This is a genomic window from Agrobacterium sp. P15N1-A (genome assembly GCF_044626815.1).
Taxonomy (GTDB): domain Bacteria; phylum Pseudomonadota; class Alphaproteobacteria; order Rhizobiales; family Rhizobiaceae; genus Agrobacterium; species Agrobacterium leguminum.
Genome location: NZ_JBIUPF010000001.1, coordinates 121,866 through 144,884, shown reverse-complemented (window position 1 = coordinate 144,884; position 23,019 = coordinate 121,866). Strand labels below are relative to the sequence as shown.

Here is a 23,019-nt window from a genome sequence, read left to right as displayed (position 1 = left end):
CAATGGCAAAACTGGCTTTCGATACTGGCGGTACCTTTACCGATTTCGCGCTTCTGGACGACAGCGGCGAACTTCACCTCCATAAAGTCCTGAGCACGCCGAAGAATCCGGCCGAGGCCGTTGTGCAGGGCGTATCGGAACTGCTCGAAAAGCATGGGGATGCGATTGCGATCGAGAACCTGCAGGTGCTTGGCGCAACCACCGTCGTCACCAATGCCGTGCTGGAGCGCAAGGGCGTGGAGACCGGTTTCGTCACCACCGACGGTTTTCAGGACATGCTGCGCATCCGCAACGAGGGGCGTTACGATCTTTACGACCTGAACATCAAATATCCCGATCCGCTGGTCACCCGCGCCAACAGCTTCGGTGCCGAAGAACGCATCGCCGCCGATGGCGAGGTGATGACGGAACTGAAGGAAGAAACCGTTCGCGAAATCGCCGGACGGCTGAAGGAAAAGGGCATCCGCTCGGTGGCGGTCTGCCTGTTGCACGCTTACAAATATCCGCAGCACGAGCAGCGCGTCGCCGCCCTTCTGCGCGAGGAAGACCCGGATATCTTCGTATCTTTGTCTTCCGAAGTTTGCCCGGAAATGCGTGAATTCGACCGCGCTTCGACAACGGTGGTCAATGCCTATACCCGCCCGCAAATGTCCGGCCACGTCGCCCATCTGCAACGGGAATTCGCCGACAGGGGCATCGACCGGCAGGTACTGTGGATGACTTCTTCGGGCGGTCTTGTGCCGAGCCGACGCGCTGCCGAACTTCCCGTCCGCCTGATCGAATCCGGACCCGCGGCAGGCGCCGTCGCCGCCGCCGAATTCGGCCGCACGGCGGGCGAAGCGAGCGTGCTTTCCTTCGATATGGGCGGCACCACCGCCAAGCTCTGCCTCATTCCCGATGGCGAGCCGAATGTCGGGACCGATCTCGAAGTCGCGCATTACCAGCGCTTCCGCAAGGGATCCGGTTTTCCTCTGAAAATCCAGTCGATCCAGATGATCGAGATCGGGGCTGGCGGTGGTTCCATCGCGGCGAAGAACCCGCTCGGTCTTCTCGATGTCGGCCCGCATTCCGCCGGCGCCATGCCGGGTCCGGCCGCCTATCAGCGCGGCGGAACAGAACCCACGGTGACCGACGCCGATATTCTGCTCGGTTACATGGGAACGGAATCCTTCGTCGGCGGCTCGTTCAAGGTGTCGAAGGACGCCGCCCATGAGGCGATGTCCAAACTGGCCACTTCTCTCGATGTGTCCGTCGAGCGCTGCGCCTGGGGCATCCACGATCTCGTCAATGAATCCATGAGCAAGGCCGCTGCCATGCACGCCACCGATCTCGGCGTCGATCCGCGCTCTTTGCCGATGGTCGCTTTCGGCGGAGCAGGCCCGGTCCATGCCTATGGCATCGCCCGCAAGCTCGGTATTTCGCGCATCATCTGCCCGACCGGCGCGGGCGTCAGCTCCGCCATCGGCCTGCTGATCGCGCCGGTCGCCGTCGATCTCTCCGCGAGCCATCCGATGGCGCTCGATGCCTGGGATATCGAGGCGATGAACCGCCTGCTCGACGATCTTTCCGCTCAGGGCGCGGAAGTGGTTTCGGCCGCCGGCGTTCCGAAGGAGACGATCACCAATCGCTATACCGTGGATATGCGCCATGTGGGGCAGGGACACGAGATCACGGTGGTCCTTCCTGACCGCAACCTGCCGAAGGACCTTTTCCTTGAAGAATTGCGCGGCAGTTTCTTCAAGCTCTACCGCGAATTGTTCGGCCGCACGGTGGCCGCACCGCTGGAAGTCATCACCTGGCGTCTGCGCGCCAGCGGCGAGAAGGATCAGGTCACCCGGCCGCATGAAACCGTCATTGCCGAAGCCCGGAAGGGCAGCCGCCAGGTCTATTTTCAGGAGGCGGGCGGCTATGTCGAAACCTCGGTTTACGACCATTACAAGCTGCCGGTCGGCCACGAGGTGAAGGGGCCTGCCATTGTGGAACAGCGTGAATCGACGGCCGTTGTCGGGCCGAGCGGCGCCTTCCATGTCGACGCCCACGGCAATCTCGTGATCAATATTCTCTAAGGGGCAGTCAGATGTCGAAACCCGCAACCGATTTCAACGATCCGATCAACCTTCAGGTCATGTGGAACCGCCTGATCTTCATCGCGGATCAGGCCGATAACGTGCTCGGCAAGACGGCGTTTTCGCCGATCGTGCGCGAGAACCACGATTACGTTACGGTACTTCTCGACAGTAAGGGCAGGGCGCTGGCGCAATGCACCTGGTCGATCCCGGTTTTCATAACCTCGCTGCCCGCAGCGGCGCAGAAATATTTCCTGCCGAAGTTTCCAGTCGAGATGCTGGAAGAGGGCGACGTTCTCGCCACCAACGATCCGGAAATCGGAACCGGCCATCTGCCTGACGTGACGATGATCACGCCGATCTTCAAGAATGGCAGGGTCGTCGCCTATGCGGGATCCATCGCCCATCTTCCCGATATTGGCGGCGCGCCGCTGCATTCGGAAGCCAGCGACATTTTCGCGGAAGGCATCCGCTTCCCCATCGTCAAGCTGCTCAAGGCCGGCGTTCCGAACGAGGACGTGTTCGATATCATCGCCGCCTCCGTCCGCCTTCCCACGGAAGTCCGCGGCGATCTGGAATCGATGATCGCCGCCAACAATGTCATGGGCCGCGAACTGGTGAAATTCCTCGATGAATACGGGCTGGACGATGTCGACGGGCTGGCGAACGCCATCCATACCCGCTCCGAGGCGCAGACCCGCAAGGCGATCCGCGAATGGCCGAACGGCACCTATTCCGCCGAAGTGCTGCTCGACGGCTACGATGTCGACGTCAAGCTGAAAGCCTCGGTGATCGTCAGGGACGATTCCATTCATGTGGATTATACCGGCACGTCGGAACAGGTCCTGCATTCGATCAACTGCCGCACGAACTACCGTTACGCCCATTCTGTCTACGCATTGAAATGCCTGCTCGATGCCGAAACGCCTAACAATGAGGGCTGCATCGTCCCGATCACTGATGAGGCGCCTCTCGGCTGCATTCTCAATCCGCAGGAATGGACGGCAGGCAATTCGCGCAACCTCATCGGCCACGTCATTCCCTCGCTCATCTTCAAGGCGCTGGAAGGCATCGTGCCGGAAAAGGTTCTGGGCGACAGCGGCGGCGCGCCGATCTGGGCGGCCAATTGCGTTGGCCAGCGCAACGATGGAAGCCAATATGCCTCCGTGCAGAATTTCCACGGCGGGCAGGGCGCGCGCGCGCAATTCGACGGGCTGGACACGCTGAGCTTCCCGTCCAACTGCAAGGTCACGGCCATCGAAATGTTCGAGGTCGCCGTTCCGGTGCTAACGGAACGCAAGGAACTCATCGCCGATTCCGGTGGCGCCGGCAAACATCGCGGCGGCCTTGGCCAGCGCGTCGTTCTGCGCAATCTCGGCAGGAACCCGATGAACATCTATCTGGCGTCGGAACGTGTGCGTCACCCCTGCTTCGGCGTAGTGGAAGGCCGGAGTGGATCGGCCGGCAAGGTGATGAAACAGGGCAAGTCGCATTTCCCCAAGGGCAAGGTGGTTCTTCAGACCGGCGAACGTCTCGAAGTCCAGACACCCGGCGGTGGCGGCTGGGGCAGGGCCAGCGAGCGTTCGCGCGCGCTGATCGAACAGGATATTTCCGAAGGTCTGGTAACCGCGAAGGCGGCGAAAGAAATCTTCGGCTATTCTGGCGCCATTGCTGCCGCAGCCGAATAGGAGATGAGAATGGGACTGCTGAACGGAAAAATTGCGCTGGTAACCGGCGCCGGTTCAGGCATCGGCCGCGAAACCGCAATTCTGCTGGCGAAAGAAGGGGCGACGGTCGTTCTGACCGGCCGCCGTCTGGATCCGCTGCGCGAGGTTGCGGAACTGATCGAGAAGAAAAAGGGCAAGGCCATCGCCCGCACGCTCGACATCGCCTCGCGCGAGGCGATCTTCGACACGGTCAAGTCTATCGGCGAGGCCGTCGGTCCCATCGATATTCTGGTGAACAATGCCGGCTCCGCCAGCAAGGTGCTCAACGCCCGCTTCATTGGCGAGGAGGAGTGGAACGCCACCATCAATGTCAATCTGACGGCCGTGTTCAACCTGACGCAGGCTGTGCTGCCGGAGATGATCGCAAAGGGTGAGGGGACCATCATCACCGTCTCCTCGCTCGCCGCCCTCAATCCCAATCTTCTGGGCGGCGTGGCCTATGGTGCGGCGAAGGCGGGTGTGAAGAACTTCATGACCTTCCTGCATAATACCTATCGCAACCAGGGTATCCGGGCGACGACCATTCTGCCGGGCGAGACGGATACGCCGATCATGAACAACCGCGCGCGTCCGCCTCTCAAGGAAGAACGCGCCGTGATGATGGATCCGCATGACGTGGCCCGCGCCATCCTGCTTTGCGCCAGCCTGAACAAAAGCGCAGTCATTCCGGAACTGCACATCTGCCCGACCCATATGCGTGACACATCGAAGGATATCGAAGTCGCGCGCTGGGTGGGCGCGCCGGACGACACGCCGGATATGCCGAAAAAGAACTAGGGAGAGACTTCCATGAATGGAGCAAAGCTGCGCGCCCGTCTTGCGGCGGGTGAGGCTATCAGCATGTTCACCCCGCACCATACGTCGTCGGGCCTTTCCGCCCGGCTGGTGGAGCTGGGTGCCGATGCGGTCTTCGTCGATTGCGAGCATGGCACGTGGAGTTTCGAGGATGTGCGGGCGACCGGGCAGGTGGTGCGCGCCGTTGGTGGTGCTGCCATCGTACGCCCGCATTCGCACGAGCGGCCGCTCATCATCCGCTATCTGAATGCCGGCGCGGACGGGATCATGGTGCCCATGGTCGGCAATGCCGAGGAGGCCCGCGCGATTGTCGATGCGGTGCGTTACGCCCTGCCGTCCGATTATGAGAAGCGGCTTGTCATCGCCATGATTGAGACCGTCGATGCGATCGATGCTCTGGACGAGATGCTGACGGTGGAGGGCATCGACGTCTTCTTCATCGGCCCCGGCGATCTTTCGCAGGACATGGGCTATCCGCCCGCACCGCCATTCGGCGAGCCGCGCCCGGATGTGGTGATGGAGAAGGTCGCCATCGCTGTCGACAAGATACGCGCAGCCGGAAAGATTGCGGGAACGCTCGCGACGCTGGATGAAATGCCGCACTGGCGGAAGCGTGGCGTGCAATTCTTCTACGTCCATTCCGATCCGTTCCTGCGCCGCGGTCTCGCTGCGGTGAAGAAGGCGCTCGCCTGAGGCGGAGCAGGGGATTTTCCGATTCGATGCCGCAAGCGAGGGCCTGAACCTTCAGGCCCTCGTTATGCCGTTAGAATTCCGCCGTGACGGGTTTCCACAGATGCTCCGGATCGAAGCCGTCGCAGCGCACGATCACAATCCGGGTGCCGTTTTTAACGCGCCGCCGCAAAAGATCGGAACGGTTGGACTGCGTCCGAAGCGAACCGTCATCGTGAAGCTTCTGCAGCATCGACCGCGAAAGCCCCAGTTCAGACGCCAGCAGACGGTCAAGGCGTATGCCGGCCTGAAACGGAACCATGAGATCGATCTCCGCCATGACCCAGTCGGGAGGTTCATCCCGTATCTGTTTCACGATATCGAATTCGGGAAACTCGTCGACGCGCTGCGATTTACGTCTCAAGGCTTCGAGATTGAATGTCTCCGCCCTTATCCATTGCGGATCGTTGGACTGCAGCGCTTCGAGAACGGCAGGGCTTATGTCCCGGACATTCTGCCGCTCGAAAATCGGCCTGTTCCAGCTCTTGTCGCAGATTATGCATCTATAGATAAGCCAGGCATCCAGCTTGCGGCCATTGGCGTTAAGCCGGATCTTGCCGCTGGTCTGAAATGCCCTCAGGCCGCCGCATCCGCTGCATGCAAGCCAGGGCTGGGGCGCCGTTCGTGGCGTAATGGTCCATTGGACCCGAAGTAAGTTGCACATAGTCTCTTGGTCTTCCATTCGGAAGTCCACCAAGATGGTGCAGGAGAAAACCCTTACGGGAACGGCATGGCGGTGTTCTGGGGTGGTGAAGAGCTGAGACAGCGGCGCTGCGCAGGGCACATTGTAACAATGCCAGACCGGTCTCTTGCCACCACCCGATGAACATGATCATACGCCGACAGCCTGTGGCTATCCGGCAATACGGGTGAAACTGGATTGAGACCGGTATTTACTTAGGCAAAGTCTACCTCGATGCGCCAATGCTCTTCGGCGGCGACAATAACAAACGATCGTTCCGAAACAGAGTCATCCAGCGCGGCGAAGAGTCTGAAAGCCGTTGTGATGCGACTTTTATGCAACGTCAGGCGACCCGCCCATTCTTTCCGGTTCAAACGACGTTATCGGACTGACGCTGCATTTCGTAAAATAAACAAAAACTGATATTTAAATAAAAATGGCTCGTGCATTTATTCTTTGGAGGCGGCGGTTTTGCGCCTGTTATCTGCGGCTGTCGAAAACGGAAGCATACGTCGGAGAATCGCGTCCTTGCGGATGAAATGGTGCCATAACGCCGCCGCCACATGAAGCAATACAATGGCTGCGGCAAGGTAGGCGAGGGTGGCGTGAACCTCGCTCCAGAAGGCCTCCGCCTGATCGGAAATCCGCAGGGGCAATCCCGGCACGACAATGAGATCAAAGACGTAACTGGGGATTTGCAGAGGCGAGGTCGACGCAATCGCCCAGCCGGCGAGTGGAACGGTGAGCGTAAGGAACAGCAATGCGGCGTGAGCGACCCGCGCGGCGAACCTCGATGCCAGCCCTTCACCTTCAAGAGCCTGCGGCTTTCTCCTGAAAAGCGACCACAGGAAACGCGGCACGGCGAGGGCCAGCACCAGAAATCCTATCGACTTGTGATATTGGAACAGGTCGAACTGAAGAACCGGGTCGATACTGTCGCGGCTCATCAGATATCCCAGCGCAAGCTGCGCCAGGAAAAGCACCGCGATTGTCCAGTGGAACGCGATCGCCACCAATCCGTAGGATATGGGCGTATTACGCCACGGCCGTTCCCGCGTTGATACGCTATCGGAATGATCCTCGAAATATCTCATCGGCTAGCTCAATTGTTGATAGGTATCTTTCGCGATGGCGTCCATGCGGTCGGAAGGCAGGTTGCCGACCAAAGCGCAGCGGATGGTTTCGTCGTCCCAGGAGATGGCCTCCAGTGAACCGACGCTGGAGCGCCGCATGGCGGTGTCGCTCGAATCGGCCGCAGCCACGATATAAAGAGTGACGCGCTGCCCGCTTTTATCTTCATACATCAGCTGTGCGGCGGCGCCTTCTGAACTGGGGAGCACCCGGCCGCCGACAAGGGACAGACCGTGGCGGGTGAGATCGGGAATGTTCAGTTTGCGGTCCAGCCGTTTCGAAATCCATTTCGGCAGGCTGGAAGCGTTCTCCGCATCTGCCCGGATTTCCACCGGATGCAGAACCTCGCTCGCAAACAGCTTATGTGCCTGCGTTGCATCCGCCACGATAGAGTGCCCAGGTTCTGCGAGCTGAGACACCAGCCCGCGTCCGAACCAGCCGCCTGCCAAGCCAACGGCCAGAATGAGGATGGATGCCGCCGCCATGTTACGCCAATCGGCGCGCTGCGACCGCAGGCGCCGCTCGATGCGGTAGACATCAAGGCGCTCGGGCAGGGCGTCGGTATCAAGTGGGCCGTAGAGAGCCGTCAGCGTCGCATTCTGCTGCTGCCACATCGCAACCTTGCGTGCGTCGGCCGGATTGGAGGCGAGGTGGGCACGAACGGTGTCTCGCCGCCGGTCTTCGAGCTGCCCGTCGACATAAGAGATCAGATCGGCTTCGGTTATCTGCGGCTCGCTGCCGGTCATTTTATCACCTTGAGATTTGGCTGGTCTTCCTGGGTCATACGGGCGAGGGCCGTTCGGGCCCGGCCCAGACGGGACATCAGCGTGCCCAGCGGAATTTCAAGAATATCTGCCGCTTCCGCATAACTCAGGCCCTCGACGACGACGAGGAGCAGGGCCTCGCGATGTTCGCCGGACAGTTTTTCAATGGCACGGGCCATTTCAGCAAGCGCAATCCTGCCCGTCTGCGCCGCCGGCACGAACAGCTGCTGCGCAACATCATCGATCGGTATTTGCGAGGGCCGGCGATTTCGTCCGCGCAGATTGTTGCGGTAGACGTTGACAAGCACCCGGTACAACCATGGACGCAAAGGTCCCTGCGGTTTCCACAGCGCCTTTTTACGGATCGCTCTTTCCAGACAGTCCTGGACGAGATCGTCAGCCGTGTCACGGTCGTGCGTGAGCGCATTCGCATAACGGCGAAGCGCTGGTATGCAACTCGTCATCTCGTCCAGAAAATCCGGCATGGACACTATTCCTTGGCAATGTGCCAGACGCCGCCGACACCATCGCCCGTGACATCGCCGGGCTTGCTGTCCATCTGCCAGCGATAGAGCGGCTTCCCGTCATGCGACCATTGCATCGTACCATCTTTGCGGGAGATTGGTTTATAGTCGCCATCCGCCTTGTCGGTTTTTGAGGCGGCGAGGGGCGGCCATTTCTTTGCGCAGCCGTCGTAGCAGACCGATACGCCATTGGTATCCTTGTCGAATGCATAGAGTGTCATGCCCTTGGCGTCAGTCAGGATCGTGCCTTTGGCCGTTGCCTTTTCAACCACGGCGCCACCGGCATATGGTTCGGCAAGGGCGGTGGTGGCGGCAAGCGCTACTACGCCGGCCAGAACGAAATGACGTGCACGCATGACGATACTCCTCTTAAGGGTGACGGATCGGACGACATGCCCAATATTAGACAAACACCCGCCCGCGGCATTTAATCCCACCGCCGCTCGATTTTTTGATGCCCCAGCGCCTTTATCTGACGCCCTTCAAATCGATGTCGAATGCGACCGTATTCGAATAGAGCGGCACTCCGACACCCATGCCATAGGGCAGGCGTGCAACATTGCCGGTGACGTGGAAGGTGACGGATCCCTTCTGTTGTTCAATGAATGTCGCATGAAACGTTTCGGGTCTGGATATGCCTCTGGCTGTCAATATACCTTCAACCACCGCGCTGCGCGGTCCGTCCTGCGTAACGCGGCTGGAGCGAAACACGATCTGAGGATAGACGGCGATATTGAAAACCGCGCTGGATCGCAGGAAGTTTTCCACCCGCTCTTGCCCGGTCTGGACGCTGGAAGGGTTGAGACTGATTTCCACGTAAGATCTGGCCGGCTGGTCCGGGTCGATGTCGAAGCGGCCGGAAATATCGGGAATTGTGCCCTTGATCCCGGGACCGGCAACCTGCGCAATCGAAAAGCGGATGTGAGAGGCAGGATCGATACGATAGCGTCCGGCCGCCGACGAGAATGGATTGGCAGAGACCGGCGTGCAAACCAATGCCGCGATGAGGAAAGTGATGGAGTAGGAATATTTCACGGCGCAAGCTCCTTCATGAGTAGTCGCACTCAGGAGAACACCACAGGAAGAGGTTTAATCCGCACCACGCCGGCGGACCGTCAAAATCCCGCCCATAGGAGAAGACCGCCTTTGACTGGGCCGAGAAAACACTCATGAGGGAGATAGCTTCAATCCACAAACAATAATCGCATAAGATAGATTATGGAACTTATTTAATGATGTAGCTCCGGATTTATGCGGTTATTGCTCCTTATAATGCCCGCCGAAAGGTTGAACAGAACTCACCCTGTCAGATTGATTTTAGCGAAACACGTTTCTCAAGTTCATCTGCCAACTCTTTGCGTTCGCTATATCTATCTGTGAGATAGCTGGAAGCGTCACGCGTCAGCAAGGTGAATTTCACCAGTTCCTCGCAGACATCCACGACCCGGTCATAATAGGATGACGGCTTCATCCGTCCTTCCGCGTCGAATTCCTGATACGCCCTTGCCACCGAGGACTGGTTGGGAATGGTGATCATCCGCATCCATCTACCGAGAATTCGCATCTGGTTCACGGCGTTGAAGGACTGGCTGCCGCCTGACACTTCCATCATGGCGAGCGTCTTGCCCTGTGTCGGCCGTACAGAACCGATTGCAAGGGGAATCCAGTCGATCTGCGACTTCATGATGCCGGTCATTGCGCCATGGCGTTCGGGGCTTACCCAGACCTGTCCTTCCGACCATTCTGAAAGTTCACGCAGTTCCTGCACCCTGGCATGGCTGGACGGCGCTTCATCGGGCAAAGGCAGGCCCTTCGGATCGAATATCCGAACCTCGCAACCGAGCCGTTCGAGCAGCCGCCCAGCCTCGAATGCCAGCAGACGGCTATAGGACACCTCGCGGAGCGAGCCGTAAAGGATCAGGATGCGTGGTTTATGGGTCGAAAACGCCAGACGCAGAGCCTCCGGGTCAATGTCGTGCAGGTGATGCGCCTGCAACGCGGGAAACCTGTCAGGCAATACGCTTTCCTTCCTTGTCGAAGACCTGCTCGCCGTCCTCCTTGAAGAACGGTCCTTTGAAAGTGTCCGGCAGAATATCCAGCACGACCTCTGAAGGACGGGCGAGCCTGGTGCCGAGCGGTGTTACGACGAAGGGGCGATTGATGAGGATCGGCGTTTTCATCATCGCATCGAGCAACTGGTCGTCAGTCAGGTCCGGATTGTCGAGACCGAGCTCGGCATAAGGCGTCCCCTTCTCGCGCATGGCTTCGCGCACCGTCAGGCCCGCATCCGCAATCATTCCTGCGAGCTTTTCGCGTGTCGGCGGTTCCCGCAGATATTCGATCACGGTCGGCTCGATCCCTGCCGCGCGGATCAGCGCCAGCGTGTTGCGCGACGTCCCACAGGACGGGTTATGATAAATCGTGGCGTCCATTGTCATGGCCTTTCGGGCTTCGCCTGCGGGCTGCAGCAGGGTGTCAGCTCGGCAATCAACGGCGCGCAAAGCTCGGTCGAACCACCGCAGCAATCCTTCAGCAGAAACAGGGTCAGCAGGCGCAACCCGTCAAGATCGGCGCGATAGATGATAGACCGGCTCTGCCGCTCACTCTTGACCAGACCGGCCCGGGAAAGCGTGGCGAGATGCGCCGACATCGTGTTCTGGGGAACGTCGACAAGACGCGCAAGTTCACCGGCCGGAATGCCATCCGGCTCGTGGCGCACGAGAAGCCGGAAGGTTTCCAGTCGGGTAGATTGGGCGAGCGCGCCAAGCGCGGTTATGGCACTAGTTTTATCCATATATCCAGAATAATAGATATATTAAGTGTGTCAAGCACCGGATATCGTCATGGTCGGTTGGCCAGGGCGAGGGAACTCCCCTCGCCCTTCCCCTGAAAGCGCTTAAGCGAGCTTCGCGTCGTAAAGCCGCTCCATGAAACCGCGCGGCACGACCGTCCTCGAAATTTCGGCCAATGGAAAGCCGCTACCGGCGAGCGGCAGAAAGCCTTCTTCGAAGGCATAGTCGAGATAGCGCATGACGCCGCCGGTCAGCACGGCGTCGCAGCTGCCGTCCGTCAATTCGCCGATGGCGGCCTTGATGGCGGCGAGACTGCTCGCGCAGGCGGCATCGACCATATAGGACGTGCCGCCGAGATCGAAATAGCTGGCGATGCGGCCGCAGGCCACATTGCCGAGAAAGCCGGGAAAACTATCCTCGTTCCATTCCAGCGACAGGCCCTGCAACCGCTCGACCGCATCTTCCGCCACCTCCGCGGACAGGCCGCTATTGAGGAGGATATTGCGCAGGAACGGGATTTGCTGACGCACCGCCAGCGAAAACGCCGTATTGCCGTTGCCGGAGCCGCCCAGAATGACGCCGATCCGGTCTCGGTCGATCTTCTCGGCCCCCGCCCCCAGAAGACCGGCATCCGCCATGGCCTGTTTCGCCACATGCAGCGCGAAAAGCTGCGCCGTGCTGATCGATTGCAGCATCAGCGGCGGCAGCTTGAAACCGACGGGATCGAAATCGATCGGCGGCACGAAGCCCGCCTTGCGGCCATAGACCTTGTCCGCAGCGCGCGGATCTGGATCGTAGAAATCCTCCGGCTTCCAATATTCGACCGGATCGACCGTATCGACGTCGCGGATCGCGTCATGACCGTTCACGATATTGGACCAGAAATCATAAAGATCGGCCGCATCGGGAAAATGGCTGGCCATGCCGACGATAGCGATATCCAGAGGCGGCGGTGTGGGAGTGTGGTTCTGCAGCATCACAATAATAGTCCTTCCCTGGGGACGGAAAGCAACGCTCCCGTCAGAGACAAGAAAAATCAGGATGTAATTCGAAAATTCCGAACTATTGCGCGGGCATAAGCATGAATAATATCCCGATATCGGAATATTAATTCAGTATATTCGTCAGTTAAGTTCGCGATTAAGCGTCTGCGGACGTATAAAACATATATTCATTCACTTGAAAAGCATTAATATACTTTACGTTGAAATTTTCATAATTCAGACATCTTTGGTTGAGCTGGTGAAAACTGGCTGTCAAAATCCACACATCAACGATCGGATTTCTCACAATACAAGCGAGCCCGCCGCCGCATGTCGGCGGCTGCCGGAGACATGAAATGAAAACCGCAGTCCGGTTTCCCGGGACTATTCGGTACGGGCCTCTGCCCCAGCCGTTGCCGGCGTCGGACATCGTCCGGTTTCATCCGCTGCATTGGAATATTGCCGTGCCGAAAGGAAGCGGCCTATGATCAGATGCATCATCTCGGCCTCTTTCAGGGGCCGGAAATCGGGATCGACCGCCAGACGCGAGAAAACACCGTCGATCAATGCGGCGATCCAGGTGGCGGCGCGCTCGGCGTCGAGATTGGCGTCGATCTGTCCCCGTTCCATTCCCTTGCGCACGAGATGGGCGATGCCCGCGCGAATTTCCTGGTCGGCGGTGCGTACAAGCGCATGAATGGCTGGATTGCGAATGGCTTCGGAAGCGATTTCCAGCACCAGTCGGGCATAGGTCGGATCGGTCGCAAGCTCCAGCGAGGCGTCGACGAAACCCAAAATCGCACCGAACTGATCGTCCGCCGCGCCGAGTTCAGCGAAATAGTCAGCGGTTTCCCGCCGCTCTTCCGCAACGATCGTTTCGATGATCGCTTCCTTGCTGTCGAAATAATGGAAGAGATTGCCGGAGCTCATGCCGACCGCCGCGCAAATCTGCGCCGTGGTGGTCTGGTGAAAGCCGTTTTGCGCGAAGCAGGTGATGGCGGCTTCGAGAATCTGCTGCCGCTTGGCTTCATGCTTGGCTGGATCCAGCTTGCGGGCCATGATTGCTCCCATAAATTAATTGAGCACTTAGTCCATTAATTATATCGCGCTCGCCTGTCAACCGGCCCTTACCCGTAAAAGGCGAATGGAGGGCGGAGAAGCACCCGCCCCGGCCGGATTTTCGGCTGCCAGAGGTATCAGGCGGTCAATTCAAACCGCTCGCATTCGCGAAGAAAAGGCAGTTTTGCCCGCGTTTCATCCAGTAATTGGCGGGAGAGCCGCTGCTGATGCACGGTTGCCTTCACATTGGCGTGAAAACATATCTCGCCCAGGGGGTCGATGACCATGCTGTCGCCGTCATAGGAGAGATCGTTGCCGTCGATACCCACACGGTTGACGCCGATGACATAGGACTGGTTTTCGATGGCCCGGGCCGGCAGCAGCGTTTTCCAGTGAGAAGCGCGGCGGGCGGGCCAGCTCGCTATATAGATCGCCGCATCATATTGGCCGCGATTGCGCGACCAGACCGGGAAGCGCAGATCGAAGCAGATGAAGGGAGCGATGCTCCAGCCCTTCAGCTCGATCAACTGCTGCGCCTGCCCCGGCGTATAATGCTCGTGCTCGCCCGCATAGGTGAACAGATGCCGCTTGTCGTAATGAATGAGCGTGCTGTCCGGGCGCGCCCAGATCAGCCGATTGAAATAACGCCCGTCCTCGGCAATCGCCACGCTGCCCACGATATCCGCGTCGTGCCGGCGCGCGGTCTCCAGCAGCCAGTTCACCGCCTGCCCGTCCATGGGTTCCGCCACGGCCTTCGGGTTCATGCTGAAACCCGTGGTGAACATCTCGGGCAGGACGATCAGATCCGTCGCCTCGATCTCATCGAGATGTCGGTCGAATTGCTGCAAATTCCGCTCGGTATTTTCCCAGGCCAGATCGGCCTGCACGAGCGTTACGCGAAGATCCTTGTCACTCATCAATATCTCCCTGAAAACATGGGTTTAACGACAAACAAGCCAGGTGCGGACAAAACTGCCCGTCACCGAAAAGCGGATGGAAAAACGGCGTCCTGCCGGAAGCGAGCGATGCAGCGGGCGCGTCAGTTCCAACCGCAATTCATCGCGGCCGGGTTTTTCGAAAAGACGCGCCGCATGGAAATCGAAATGGCGTCCAACCACCGGATAAAGCGCCTTGAACAGGGTCTCCTTGGCGGAAAACACCAGGAACGGCAGTATGCCTGCGTCACATTCCTCGCGGTCGGCAATCAGCCTGCGCTCCAGCGGTTCGAGGGCGCGCTTCAGGATGACCTCCGTTACCGCTCCCGGCTCGATTTTTTCGATATCGACACCAACCCTCACATCGCAGTCCTGCGTTACCATGCAGACGCAGATGCCGTGGGAATGGCTGATCGAGCCGCTTATGCCCGAAGGCCATACCGGCTCGCGCTTGTTGCCGATGCCGATCGGCTGAGGGTCGCGCCCGAAAAGCGTGAGCGCCGCCTGTCCCAGAAAGCGGCCCGCGAGAAACTCCGCCTGCCGCTTGGGAACCGCTTCGGCCAGCAGTTTCGGCATCGCCACCTCCAGTCGGTCGAACAGGGCCGTCCGGTAGAATGGCAGATGATATTGCACCTCGAGCGCGATGACGTTTTCCGATCCGCTATCGAGAAAAACCGGACCGGACAGAAATCCCTCGGATCGCCAGACGGCGGCGGCGATATGCTCGTGCATGGCGGGCGCCTTCAGGCCTGAGACCGGATAATCCGCCATCACCCCTGCCCCTGCACCGTTGCGGCCTCGCCTTCGGCTATCTGACGCTCCGCCCCTGCCCGGTCTGCGGCGGTCACGGAGGTGAGACGCTGCAGCCTGCGGCCGAGCCAGCCGCGCAGATCGTCCATATAAGTGGAGACCACGGGCACGAAGACGAGGCTCAGCAGGGTCGACGTAATCAGGCCGCCGATCACGGCAATGGCCATGGGCGCGCGGAAACCGGCATCCGCCCCTACCCCGAGCGCCGCCGGCATCATGCCGGCAACCATGGCAAGCGTGGTCATGATGATCGGACGGGCGCGCTCGACGCCGGATTCGACCAGCGCCCGTTGGCGGCTCAGCCCGCCATTGCGCTTCTCGATGGCGAATTCCACCAGCAGAATGGAGTTCTTGGTGACGATACCCATCAGCATCAGTAAGCCGATAACCGCCGGCAGATCGAGCGCGCCGCCATAAAGCAGCAGGCCGACAATTGCGCCGCCGACAGAAAGCGGCAGTGCCACGAGGATCGTGATCGGCTGGAGAAAATCCTTGAAGAGAACGATCAGCACGGCCAGAACCATCATCAGGCCGAACAGCATGGCGGCGCTGAAGCTCTGGAACATCTCGCCGATATATTCGGCATCGCCATATTGCACCTGCCGCACACCGGCCGGAAGCGAGGCCACGGCGTCAAGCGCATTGATACGCTCCAGCGCGACGCCAAGCGGAATGCCGGCGAGATCGGCGCTGACGGTCACCCGGCGCTGGCGGTCGAAGCGGTTGAGCTGCCCCGGCCCTTCCGAGACGGAAAGATCGGCCACCGACATCAGCGGCAGGCTGCCATTCGCCACCGATACCCGGAGCATGCCGAGCGTATCGAGATTGCTCTGCGCACCCCGGTCGATCATCACACGGATCGGCACCTGCCGGTCGCCGATGTTGAACTTGGCGGAATTGGCGTCCGTATCGCCCGTCGTGGCGATACGCGTGACAGCGGCGATGGATTGCGTGGAAACGCCGAGCCGGGCCGCCTCGTCAAAGCGCGGCCTGATCTGCAATTCCGCCCGCGGCAGGGGTTCGGTGGTCTGCACATTGGCGATGCCCTCGATGCCGCGCATGCCGGTTTCCACGGCAAGGGCGGCGGCGGCGAGCTTCGCCGGCTCGTCACCGACGAGGATGATGGAAATATCGCGCGCCGCGTTTTCATTCTGGAAGGCGAAGCGGATATTGGGTGTGCGGGCAATGAGGCCTGCTGCGCCAAGCTCAAACTGACGCTGGGACAGTGTGCGCTCGGAGGCCGGTACGAGGTTGACCAGCAGCGAGGCGCGGGCAACGTCGGGGCCGTCATCCGTCCTGCCGATGGAGGCGAAGACGCTTTTGACCTCCGGCATTTCCCGGAGCGCTGCTGTCACCGACTGCACGGCACTGTCGGTATCGCGCAACGTCGAGTCCGGCGGCAACTCGATCAGGATACGCGACAGGCTGCGATCATCACTCGGCAGGAAGCCCGAGGGCAGCAGCGGCACCAGCAGGAACGAACCGACCAGCACCAGAACGCCGATGCCGCAGGTTTTCAGCCGGTGGCGAAGGGCAAGCTCCAGAAGTGCGACGTAACCCCGGCCCATACGGGATTTCGGCGCGCCGTGCTCCTCGTGCTTCACCGCCTTCGGTACGAGAATATAGGCGGCCATCAGCGGCGTCACGAGACGCGCCACCAGCATGCTGGCGAGCACGGCAACGGACACGGTCAGACCGAACTGCTTGAAATATTGTCCGATCACACCGCCGATGAAGCTGACCGGCAGAAACACCGCGACGATGGTTGCGGTGATGGCGAGAACCGCAAAACCGATCTGGTAAGCCGCATCGATCGACGCCTGAAACGGCCGTTTGCCCATATGCAGATGCCTGTCGATGTTCTCCACCTCGACGATGGCGTCATCCACCAGAATGCCGATCACCAGCGTCAGCGCCAGAAGCGTGATGCTGTTGAGGGTGAAATCGAACCACAACATCACCGCGAAGGTGGGCAGGATCGAAAGCGGCATGGCGACGGCCGCGATCAATGTCGCGCGCCAGTCGCGCAAAAAGAGGAAGACGACGACGACGGTCAGCGCAGCACCTTCGATCAGCGTCTCCATGGCGACCTGATAGCTCGCCCGGGTATAATCGACGGTCGAAAGCACCCGGTCGATCTGGACACCCGGATAGGTGTCGACCAACCGCGCAATCGTGGCGTTGACGGCGTCTTCGACCGCCGTATCGCTCGACCCCTTGGCGCGAAACACGGAAAAGCCGACCACCGGCTCACCGTCGAGACGCGATAATTCGCGCGGCTCGGCCTCACCGTCCGTTACCTTGCCAAGCGTGGCGAGCGTTGTCCATTGGCCGTTCGGAAGGCTGATGGGCCGCTCCGCCAGTTCGGCGGCGGTGATCGCGCCGCCAACCGCGCGGATCGACTGTTCCTTCTCGTTGAGTCGACTTCTGCCGCCGGGCACATTGGTATTGAAGGCCTGAACCTGATTGTTGATATCCTCGGCATTGATGCCGAAGGCGATCAGCTGGTCCGGATCGAGCTGGACGGTGATTTCACGGCTCACACCGCCGATGCGCTGCACGCGCTGCACGCCCTTGGTCGTCAGCAATTCGCGGCCGATGGTCTCGTCGACGAACCAGGAAAGATCGACGGGCGACATTTGTGGGGCGCGAACCGCGAAATAAAGGATCGCCCCGCCCTCCACATCGACGCTGGCGATGGTCGGTTCCTCGATATCGCGTGGCATTTCGGAGCGTATCTGCGAGACGGCCTGGCGCACATCGTTGGTGGCGCGGGCCGTATCGATGCCGAGCTGGAATTCCACCGTCGTGGTGGAAAGCCCGTCGCCGATGGTCGACTGTATATGTCTTATGCCGGCAAGGCCGGAAATCGCGCCTTCGACCCGCCGCGTCACCTGCGTTTCAAGCTCCGCCGGGGCCGCACCCGCCTGAACGATGGAGACCGTGACAATCGGAAAATCGACGCGCGGATTGGCGTTGACCGGCAGCTTCATGAAGGACTGGATGCCGATAAGCGTCAAAAGCAGGAAAAGGACGAGGGTGGGAATGGGGCGACGGATAGCCCAGGAGGAGATATTGGTCATCGGCGATCCGCCTCCTTCTGCGCGACTTCGCTGACGCCGACGATCTCATCCCCGTCGCGCAGGAAGGCGCTGGCGCTTTCCACGACGCGCTCTCCCGCGCTCAACCCTTCGAGTATTTCAACGACGCCATTCTGCGCCTGCCCCACACGAACGGCGCGGCGCGCCACCCTGTTCTCACCATCGACCACCACAAGCTGGGCCGCACCTTCGCGGCGCAGTCGCAGCTCGGCTTCGGGAACGGAGACGAGAAAACGGCGCTCGCCGAGATCGACCTTGCCGCGCGCAAAGGCGCCTGCCCTCAGATCGGCGGCCGGTTGAACGGCGATGCGCACGATGCCGAGGCGGCTCTGGGTATTGACCGCCGGTTCGACGACACGGACGGTCCCCTGAATGGCCCTGTTGACCCCATTGACGGTGATCGACACGGATTGGCCGGTTTGCAGCGACGGCAGCACCCGTTCCGGCGCTTCGGCCAGAAATTCCAGTTCGCCATCCTGCAACAGGCGAAACAGCGGCTCCGTACTATCCGGCATCGCACCGATGCGGGCATGGCGTTGCGTGATGACACCGGGTTTCGGCGAAAGGATCTCGGTCCGCTCCAGTTCGAGACGGTGCTGGGTCAGTTGCGCCTGCGCGCCCGCCAGTTCGGCACGGGCGCCCTCGATCTTGGCCTGTGCCATGGCCGCTGCGGCCCGGCGCTGGCCAAGCTGTTCCTTGCTGACGCTGGAGCCGGAAAGCCCTTCGGCACGGCGCAGATTCTCGCTCGCCTCTATCTCCGCCGCCTCGGCCTCGGCGAGTGTGGCATGGGCGCGGGCGACGGTCGCCTCCGTCTGTTCGACCTGGGCCGCGAGCGTCTTGCTTTCCAGCCGCGCCAGCAATTGCCCGGCAGCAACCGTATCGCCGACATCGACGAAAACCTCGACGATGCGCTGGCCAGTCACGGCCGTGCCGATGGAAATATCGTTGCGGGCGGCGAGAAGCCCGGCCACATCCTGCCCGGCGTTGAAACCATAAGGCGCTGAGGTAACGACGGACACATGCGGCCGCACCTTGACGGGCGCCACAGTCTGCGCCTCTGCGGGCGCCTCTTCAACCGGCAGCATCATCCAGACAGCGCCGCCTGCAAGTCCAATGGCAAGCAACGCCCACCAGAACAGGCGTCGCGAAGGTCGTCGTCCGGTCGTTTCGCCGGGTAGTGGCCGAGGGTTTGTGGGCTGGGGATTGGGGAAAGAGGAATTCAGGTCGTTCATGGCAGGACGGGTCCGGGTTTGAACATCGGGTGCGGCAAAAACTGCGGCGCACGGGTGGTTTGATCGCATCTCGAGGGAACGGGTGGTCGCCCGCTCATGGCGGCGATTTCGCCAGCGCGCGTGCGGCCGGGCTGAGGAAAACCCAGAACACCAGCAGGCAGAGCGTGGCGCTGAGCCCCCACAAGAACCAGGCGGCGCCGGCGGCCTGGAGGCCGAAACCGGCGATCAGCACGGCAAGCGGCGTCGCCATCATGGCAATCGCAGCCGTGGTTCCAAGCACGCTGCCGCGGATCGCAGCGGGCGCGCGTTTCAGAAACATCGCATTGGCGAGCGGACCGAGCGCCCCGGTGGAAAAACCGATCAGGGTGGCCGCGATGAGCAGCAAGGGACCGCTCTGAAGGAAAGCGATGAGGCCGATGGAAAACGTTGCCCCGGATATGCCGGCAAGCAGCACGGCCCGGCCGTTCCAGGAGTGGCCGCGAATGGCGAAAATCACCGCCGACAAAGCCGCCCCTGCCCCGGAAACCGAAAGAAACAGCCCGAGGTCAAGGACATCCGCCCCGCTTTCCTTGAACAGCACCGGCAGGACAACGGCGTTGAGCGCCCCGAAAACCGCCAGCATCACCATGGCGACGATAAGCAGAAGACGCAAAAGCGGCTCCGTCAGCAGAAAGCGCAGACCTGCAAATGTCGCATCGCCGCGATCCGCACCGGCGGATTTACGCCTATGACGCGGCAAACAGATCGCGCCGATCACGGCAGCGAGCAGCGAACAGGCCGCCGTGATCAGCAGGGCATATTCCATCCCGAAAGCGGCAATGGCGATGCCCGCGACCGGCGGTCCGAAAATCATCGCCGCATTTTCAAGCAATTCATCTATCGAGGTGACCCGCTCGATTGGCATCCGGGCGATGCGGGCAAGTTCCGGCACCCTTGCATCATGGGCGATCATGCCCGGACCGTCGAGCAGCGCCCCGACCACGATCAGGCCGAGCAGAAGGCCGATATCCATCTGCCCCGCCATCATGAGAAAGGGTATGGCCACGACACTCAGGGCGCTGGCAAGATCGGCGGTAACCGCAACGATGCGCGAACCGAAACGGTCGACGACAGGGCCGCCGCAGAAAGCGCCGATAACCAGCGGTATCATGCCAGCCGCCGCCGCTATTCCCGTCCAGGCGGCATTTCCGGTCAGGGACAGCACGATCCACGGCAACGCGACGGCCGCCACCGCATTGCCGAAAAGCGACAGGCCTCCGGCAACGATGACGCCATAAAGCGGCGCACGGCGATGCGGAAGGCCGAGCCCGCGAAACCCGGCCCCCGAAACCGTTTCGAGTTGGCCGCAGGACGTCGCAAGAGGCATCGTCTCAACCGTGCTGCTGTCTGAAGGCATAACACTCTCCAAGTTTCATCGGCTCACGGCGCTGCCGGTAAGGATGAAGGCAGTAAAATATCTGGCCACTCGGGCTTCGGGACCGGACGGATGCGAACATCTCCACCTCGCCTTCCCCGACTGGCTCTTTTCCGGCTCGGCGTTTTATTAATTAAGTAGTCAGTCTATTTATTGCGGCGAATGTTTTTTTGTCAAGCGGGCACTGAGGAAAATGACATGACGACGAAAAATGCCGTGCGGGATCACATGTTCAGTGCCGCCGGGGTGCTGGGCCAGAAGCTGACTTTGGTGGAGTTGTTGTGCATCACATACGCGACAAATTGGCTCCCCGGAGCGGAGTCGTTCCTCCGCCCATTCCTGTGCCGATCACAGGAACCCGGCCGACACGCGTGTACGCGGCGAAAAAACCGTTCCCGGACAAGGATTAAAGGCAATAAAAGTACATTATAAAAACATAATTATATCAATAGATAAAACTGACAATCTAATGTAGTTTCAAAACTCACCTGACGCCTCCCGGCGTCTCAAATCCAGTTCTTCGCTATAGCGCCTCAGCGTATGGCTTTCGGTAAGCAATCCGACAGGCCGATTTTCGATCTTGTCATTAACGACAACCAGCGCTTCGCTCTCCGCCGCATCGAAGGCTGCCGCCGCCTGGCGGGCATTCATGGTCGGCAGCAACACATCGTTCTTGTACTGCAGATAGGTTTCGAGGCTGATCTTGCTGGGGTCGCGATCCATCGGGTCCGCGTAAATTTCCGGCACGAGGACGATGCCGGCATAACGTCCGTCATCATGGGTCATGATTACCCGTTGCGTCGAGCCGAGCGGAAACTTCTCCTTGAAGGCCGGAAGGCCCATGCTGACATTGGCCTTGCGGATATCGGCGCGCATCATCCTGCCGACCGTCAGGTCGCGGATCCAGCCGATATCATGGGCGCTGCGAATGCTCTCGCCCCGCAGGTGAAAACGCCATGTGGCGAAGGAGTAACCGAAGGTGGTGCGCACCACCAGCGAAGTGGTGATGACGGCGGCAAGCACCAGCGCCGTGATCTGGAAGTCGCCAGTCAGTTCCAGCGCCAGAAACGTCATCGTCAGCGGACCGCCGATGATGGCGGCGGCGAAGGCGCTCATGCCGATCACGGCATAGACGATGGGCGCCGTCGACCCATAACCGATATAGGGTGCGCAGAGCGCAAAAATCTTGCCGAGTAGTGAGCCCATGAACAGCGAGGCGAAAAACAGGCCGCCACGGAAATTCGAGCCGATGGAAATGGCGCTGGCCGCCGCCTTCAACAGGAACAGCCCGGCCACCCCGTATATCGTCAGTTCCGCATCGATATTAAGATGCAGCGCGCCATGGCCGCTCGACAGCACCTGCGGTGAAATCAGCGCAAGCCCGCCCACCGCCACGCCGCCGATGGCAGGACGCAGCCAGCCCGGAATGGCGCTTTTGCGTGCGGTTTCTTCGATGAAGGACACCGCCTGCATCAGCACGATGCCGATGGCCGCACACACGACGCCGAGAAAGATGGCAGGCACATAATCCGCCGGTGTTACACGGCTGGCATCGACAATATCGATCGAGATGCCATGGCCGCCGATAATTCCGATGACCGTCGTCGCTACCAGCGCCGAGACGATGAGCGGCGCAAGCGTCACCACGGTATAGGTGCCGATGATCAGTTCGATGGCGTAGAACGCCCCGGTCAGAGGTGCGTTGAAGGCCGCAGCAATCGCCCCCGCAGCGCCGCAGCCGACAAGGATACGCATATCCCCTCGCCGCAGTTTCAGCTTGATGCCGATCTTCGAGGCGACGCCGCTGGCGATCTGGGTGTAACCGGCCTCAAGCCCGACGGACGCGCCAAAACCGTTGGAGACGATATTCTGCACGCACACGATGATGCTGTCCGTCAGCGACAGCCTGCCGCCATGCAGCGCATTTGCCTCGATGGGGTCGACCATGGGTTTCTTGCGGGTCTTCGAAAGAATGAAGATGATCAGGCCGAGCACGATGCCGCCGATGATCGGGCCGGCAAGCACGATCCGTCCGGAAAGATCGCTGCTGCTCAACCGCTCGACGCCGAAAACCAGCATATGCAACGCCGTGCTCAAGGCGCCGATCAGCGCCACCAGAAGGCCCGCCGCAATGCCGATGAAGACGGCAAGGATAACCAGTCCCAGTTCGCCGCGCCGGAACATCGCCCGCAGACGACTGGCGCGCAGATTGTCGAAGAAGCTCGCCATACTGGGTGCACGGAAAGGCTTGGTCGACATGCTGCTCCTTTTCAGG

21 protein-coding genes are annotated in these 23,019 nt (G+C 60.4%); 4 read left to right on the top strand and 17 right to left on the bottom strand.

The annotated features are described in order from the left end of the window. Positions 1-2: 2 nt before the first annotated feature. The 4 genes from ACIK7D_RS00690 to ACIK7D_RS00675 are packed head-to-tail and all read left to right on the top strand — an operon-like array spanning position 3 to position 5,281. Complete coding sequence (locus tag ACIK7D_RS00690; protein WP_400155405.1) at positions 3-2,066, top strand: hydantoinase/oxoprolinase family protein; 2,064 nt, start codon at positions 3-5, stop codon at positions 2,064-2,066. A gap of 11 nt (positions 2,067-2,077) precedes the next feature. Then, positions 2,078-3,754 (top strand): hydantoinase B/oxoprolinase family protein, encoded by a 1,677-nt coding sequence (locus ACIK7D_RS00685; RefSeq protein WP_400155404.1) that lies wholly within the window; start codon positions 2,078-2,080, stop codon positions 3,752-3,754. Positions 3,755-3,763: 9 nt separating this feature from the next. Continuing rightward, positions 3,764-4,570, top strand: a complete 807-nt coding sequence (locus tag ACIK7D_RS00680) for an SDR family oxidoreductase (RefSeq protein ID WP_080817066.1) — start codon at positions 3,764-3,766, stop codon at positions 4,568-4,570. 12 nt (positions 4,571-4,582) lie between these two features. Beyond that, positions 4,583-5,281: an HpcH/HpaI aldolase/citrate lyase family protein gene (locus ACIK7D_RS00675; protein WP_400155403.1), complete on the top strand. Its 699-nt coding sequence runs from the start codon at positions 4,583-4,585 to the stop codon at positions 5,279-5,281. A gap of 70 nt (positions 5,282-5,351) precedes the next feature. Here the strand turns inward: ACIK7D_RS00675 and ACIK7D_RS00670 are convergent, their stop codons facing one another. From ACIK7D_RS00670 to ACIK7D_RS00590, 17 genes are all read right to left on the bottom strand, one after another. Then, positions 5,352-5,981: a DUF1062 domain-containing protein gene (locus tag ACIK7D_RS00670; protein ID WP_400155402.1), complete on the bottom strand. Its 630-nt coding sequence runs from the start codon at positions 5,979-5,981 to the stop codon at positions 5,352-5,354. 467 nt (positions 5,982-6,448) lie between these two features. Beyond that, the gene (locus ACIK7D_RS00665; RefSeq protein WP_400155401.1) at positions 6,449-7,093 is read right to left on the bottom strand and encodes a cytochrome b; all 645 of its coding nucleotides are present in this window, start codon (positions 7,091-7,093) and stop codon (positions 6,449-6,451) included. Positions 7,094-7,096: 3 nt separating this feature from the next. Beyond that, the gene (locus ACIK7D_RS00660; protein WP_400155400.1) at positions 7,097-7,876 is read right to left on the bottom strand and encodes an anti-sigma factor family protein; all 780 of its coding nucleotides are present in this window, start codon (positions 7,874-7,876) and stop codon (positions 7,097-7,099) included. Next, positions 7,873-8,379 (bottom strand): sigma-70 family RNA polymerase sigma factor, encoded by a 507-nt coding sequence (locus ACIK7D_RS00655; RefSeq protein ID WP_400155399.1) that lies wholly within the window; start codon positions 8,377-8,379, stop codon positions 7,873-7,875. Before ACIK7D_RS00655 ends, ACIK7D_RS00660 begins: the two co-directional genes overlap by 4 nt. A gap of 5 nt (positions 8,380-8,384) precedes the next feature. Beyond that, positions 8,385-8,774, bottom strand: coding sequence for a hypothetical protein (locus ACIK7D_RS00650; RefSeq protein ID WP_262535257.1), 390 nt, complete (start codon positions 8,772-8,774; stop codon positions 8,385-8,387). A 112-nt stretch (positions 8,775-8,886) separates the two neighbouring features. Next, complete coding sequence (locus ACIK7D_RS00645) at positions 8,887-9,453, bottom strand: YceI family protein (RefSeq protein WP_400155398.1); 567 nt, start codon at positions 9,451-9,453, stop codon at positions 8,887-8,889. Between the two features lie 271 nt (positions 9,454-9,724). Further along, positions 9,725-10,435 (bottom strand): arsenical resistance protein ArsH, encoded by a 711-nt coding sequence (arsH, locus tag ACIK7D_RS00640; protein ID WP_400155397.1) that lies wholly within the window; start codon positions 10,433-10,435, stop codon positions 9,725-9,727. Beyond that, the gene (gene arsC / locus ACIK7D_RS00635) at positions 10,428-10,850 is read right to left on the bottom strand and encodes an arsenate reductase (glutaredoxin) (RefSeq protein ID WP_400155396.1); all 423 of its coding nucleotides are present in this window, start codon (positions 10,848-10,850) and stop codon (positions 10,428-10,430) included. The genes arsH and arsC overlap by 8 nt, the downstream gene beginning before the upstream one ends. A gap of 2 nt (positions 10,851-10,852) precedes the next feature. Further along, complete coding sequence (locus tag ACIK7D_RS00630) at positions 10,853-11,212, bottom strand: ArsR/SmtB family transcription factor (RefSeq protein ID WP_400155395.1); 360 nt, start codon at positions 11,210-11,212, stop codon at positions 10,853-10,855. Between the two features lie 102 nt (positions 11,213-11,314). Beyond that, the gene (locus ACIK7D_RS00625; RefSeq protein WP_400155394.1) at positions 11,315-12,187 is read right to left on the bottom strand and encodes a beta-ketoacyl synthase N-terminal-like domain-containing protein; all 873 of its coding nucleotides are present in this window, start codon (positions 12,185-12,187) and stop codon (positions 11,315-11,317) included. A 390-nt stretch (positions 12,188-12,577) separates the two neighbouring features. Further along, the gene (locus ACIK7D_RS00620) at positions 12,578-13,252 is read right to left on the bottom strand and encodes a TetR/AcrR family transcriptional regulator (protein WP_127756032.1); all 675 of its coding nucleotides are present in this window, start codon (positions 13,250-13,252) and stop codon (positions 12,578-12,580) included. A 137-nt stretch (positions 13,253-13,389) separates the two neighbouring features. Continuing rightward, positions 13,390-14,169, bottom strand: a complete 780-nt coding sequence (locus tag ACIK7D_RS00615) for an amidohydrolase (protein WP_400155393.1) — start codon at positions 14,167-14,169, stop codon at positions 13,390-13,392. A 24-nt stretch (positions 14,170-14,193) separates the two neighbouring features. After that, positions 14,194-14,958, bottom strand: coding sequence for a 4'-phosphopantetheinyl transferase (locus ACIK7D_RS00610; RefSeq protein ID WP_400155392.1), 765 nt, complete (start codon positions 14,956-14,958; stop codon positions 14,194-14,196). After that, positions 14,958-18,080: an efflux RND transporter permease subunit gene (locus ACIK7D_RS00605; protein ID WP_400155391.1), complete on the bottom strand. Its 3,123-nt coding sequence runs from the start codon at positions 18,078-18,080 to the stop codon at positions 14,958-14,960. The genes ACIK7D_RS00610 and ACIK7D_RS00605 overlap by 1 nt, the downstream gene beginning before the upstream one ends. Then, positions 18,077-19,330, bottom strand: a complete 1,254-nt coding sequence (locus tag ACIK7D_RS00600; RefSeq protein ID WP_400155390.1) for an efflux RND transporter periplasmic adaptor subunit — start codon at positions 19,328-19,330, stop codon at positions 18,077-18,079. The genes ACIK7D_RS00605 and ACIK7D_RS00600 overlap by 4 nt, the downstream gene beginning before the upstream one ends. 94 nt (positions 19,331-19,424) lie before the next feature. Further along, positions 19,425-20,726, bottom strand: coding sequence for an MFS transporter (locus tag ACIK7D_RS00595; RefSeq protein WP_400155389.1), 1,302 nt, complete (start codon positions 20,724-20,726; stop codon positions 19,425-19,427). 495 nt (positions 20,727-21,221) lie between these two features. Continuing rightward, positions 21,222-23,003 carry a chloride channel protein gene (locus tag ACIK7D_RS00590; protein ID WP_080817044.1) on the bottom strand — a complete coding sequence of 594 codons (1,782 nt, stop codon included), beginning with the start codon at positions 23,001-23,003 and terminating at the stop codon, positions 21,222-21,224. Positions 23,004-23,019: the final 16 nt, after the last annotated feature.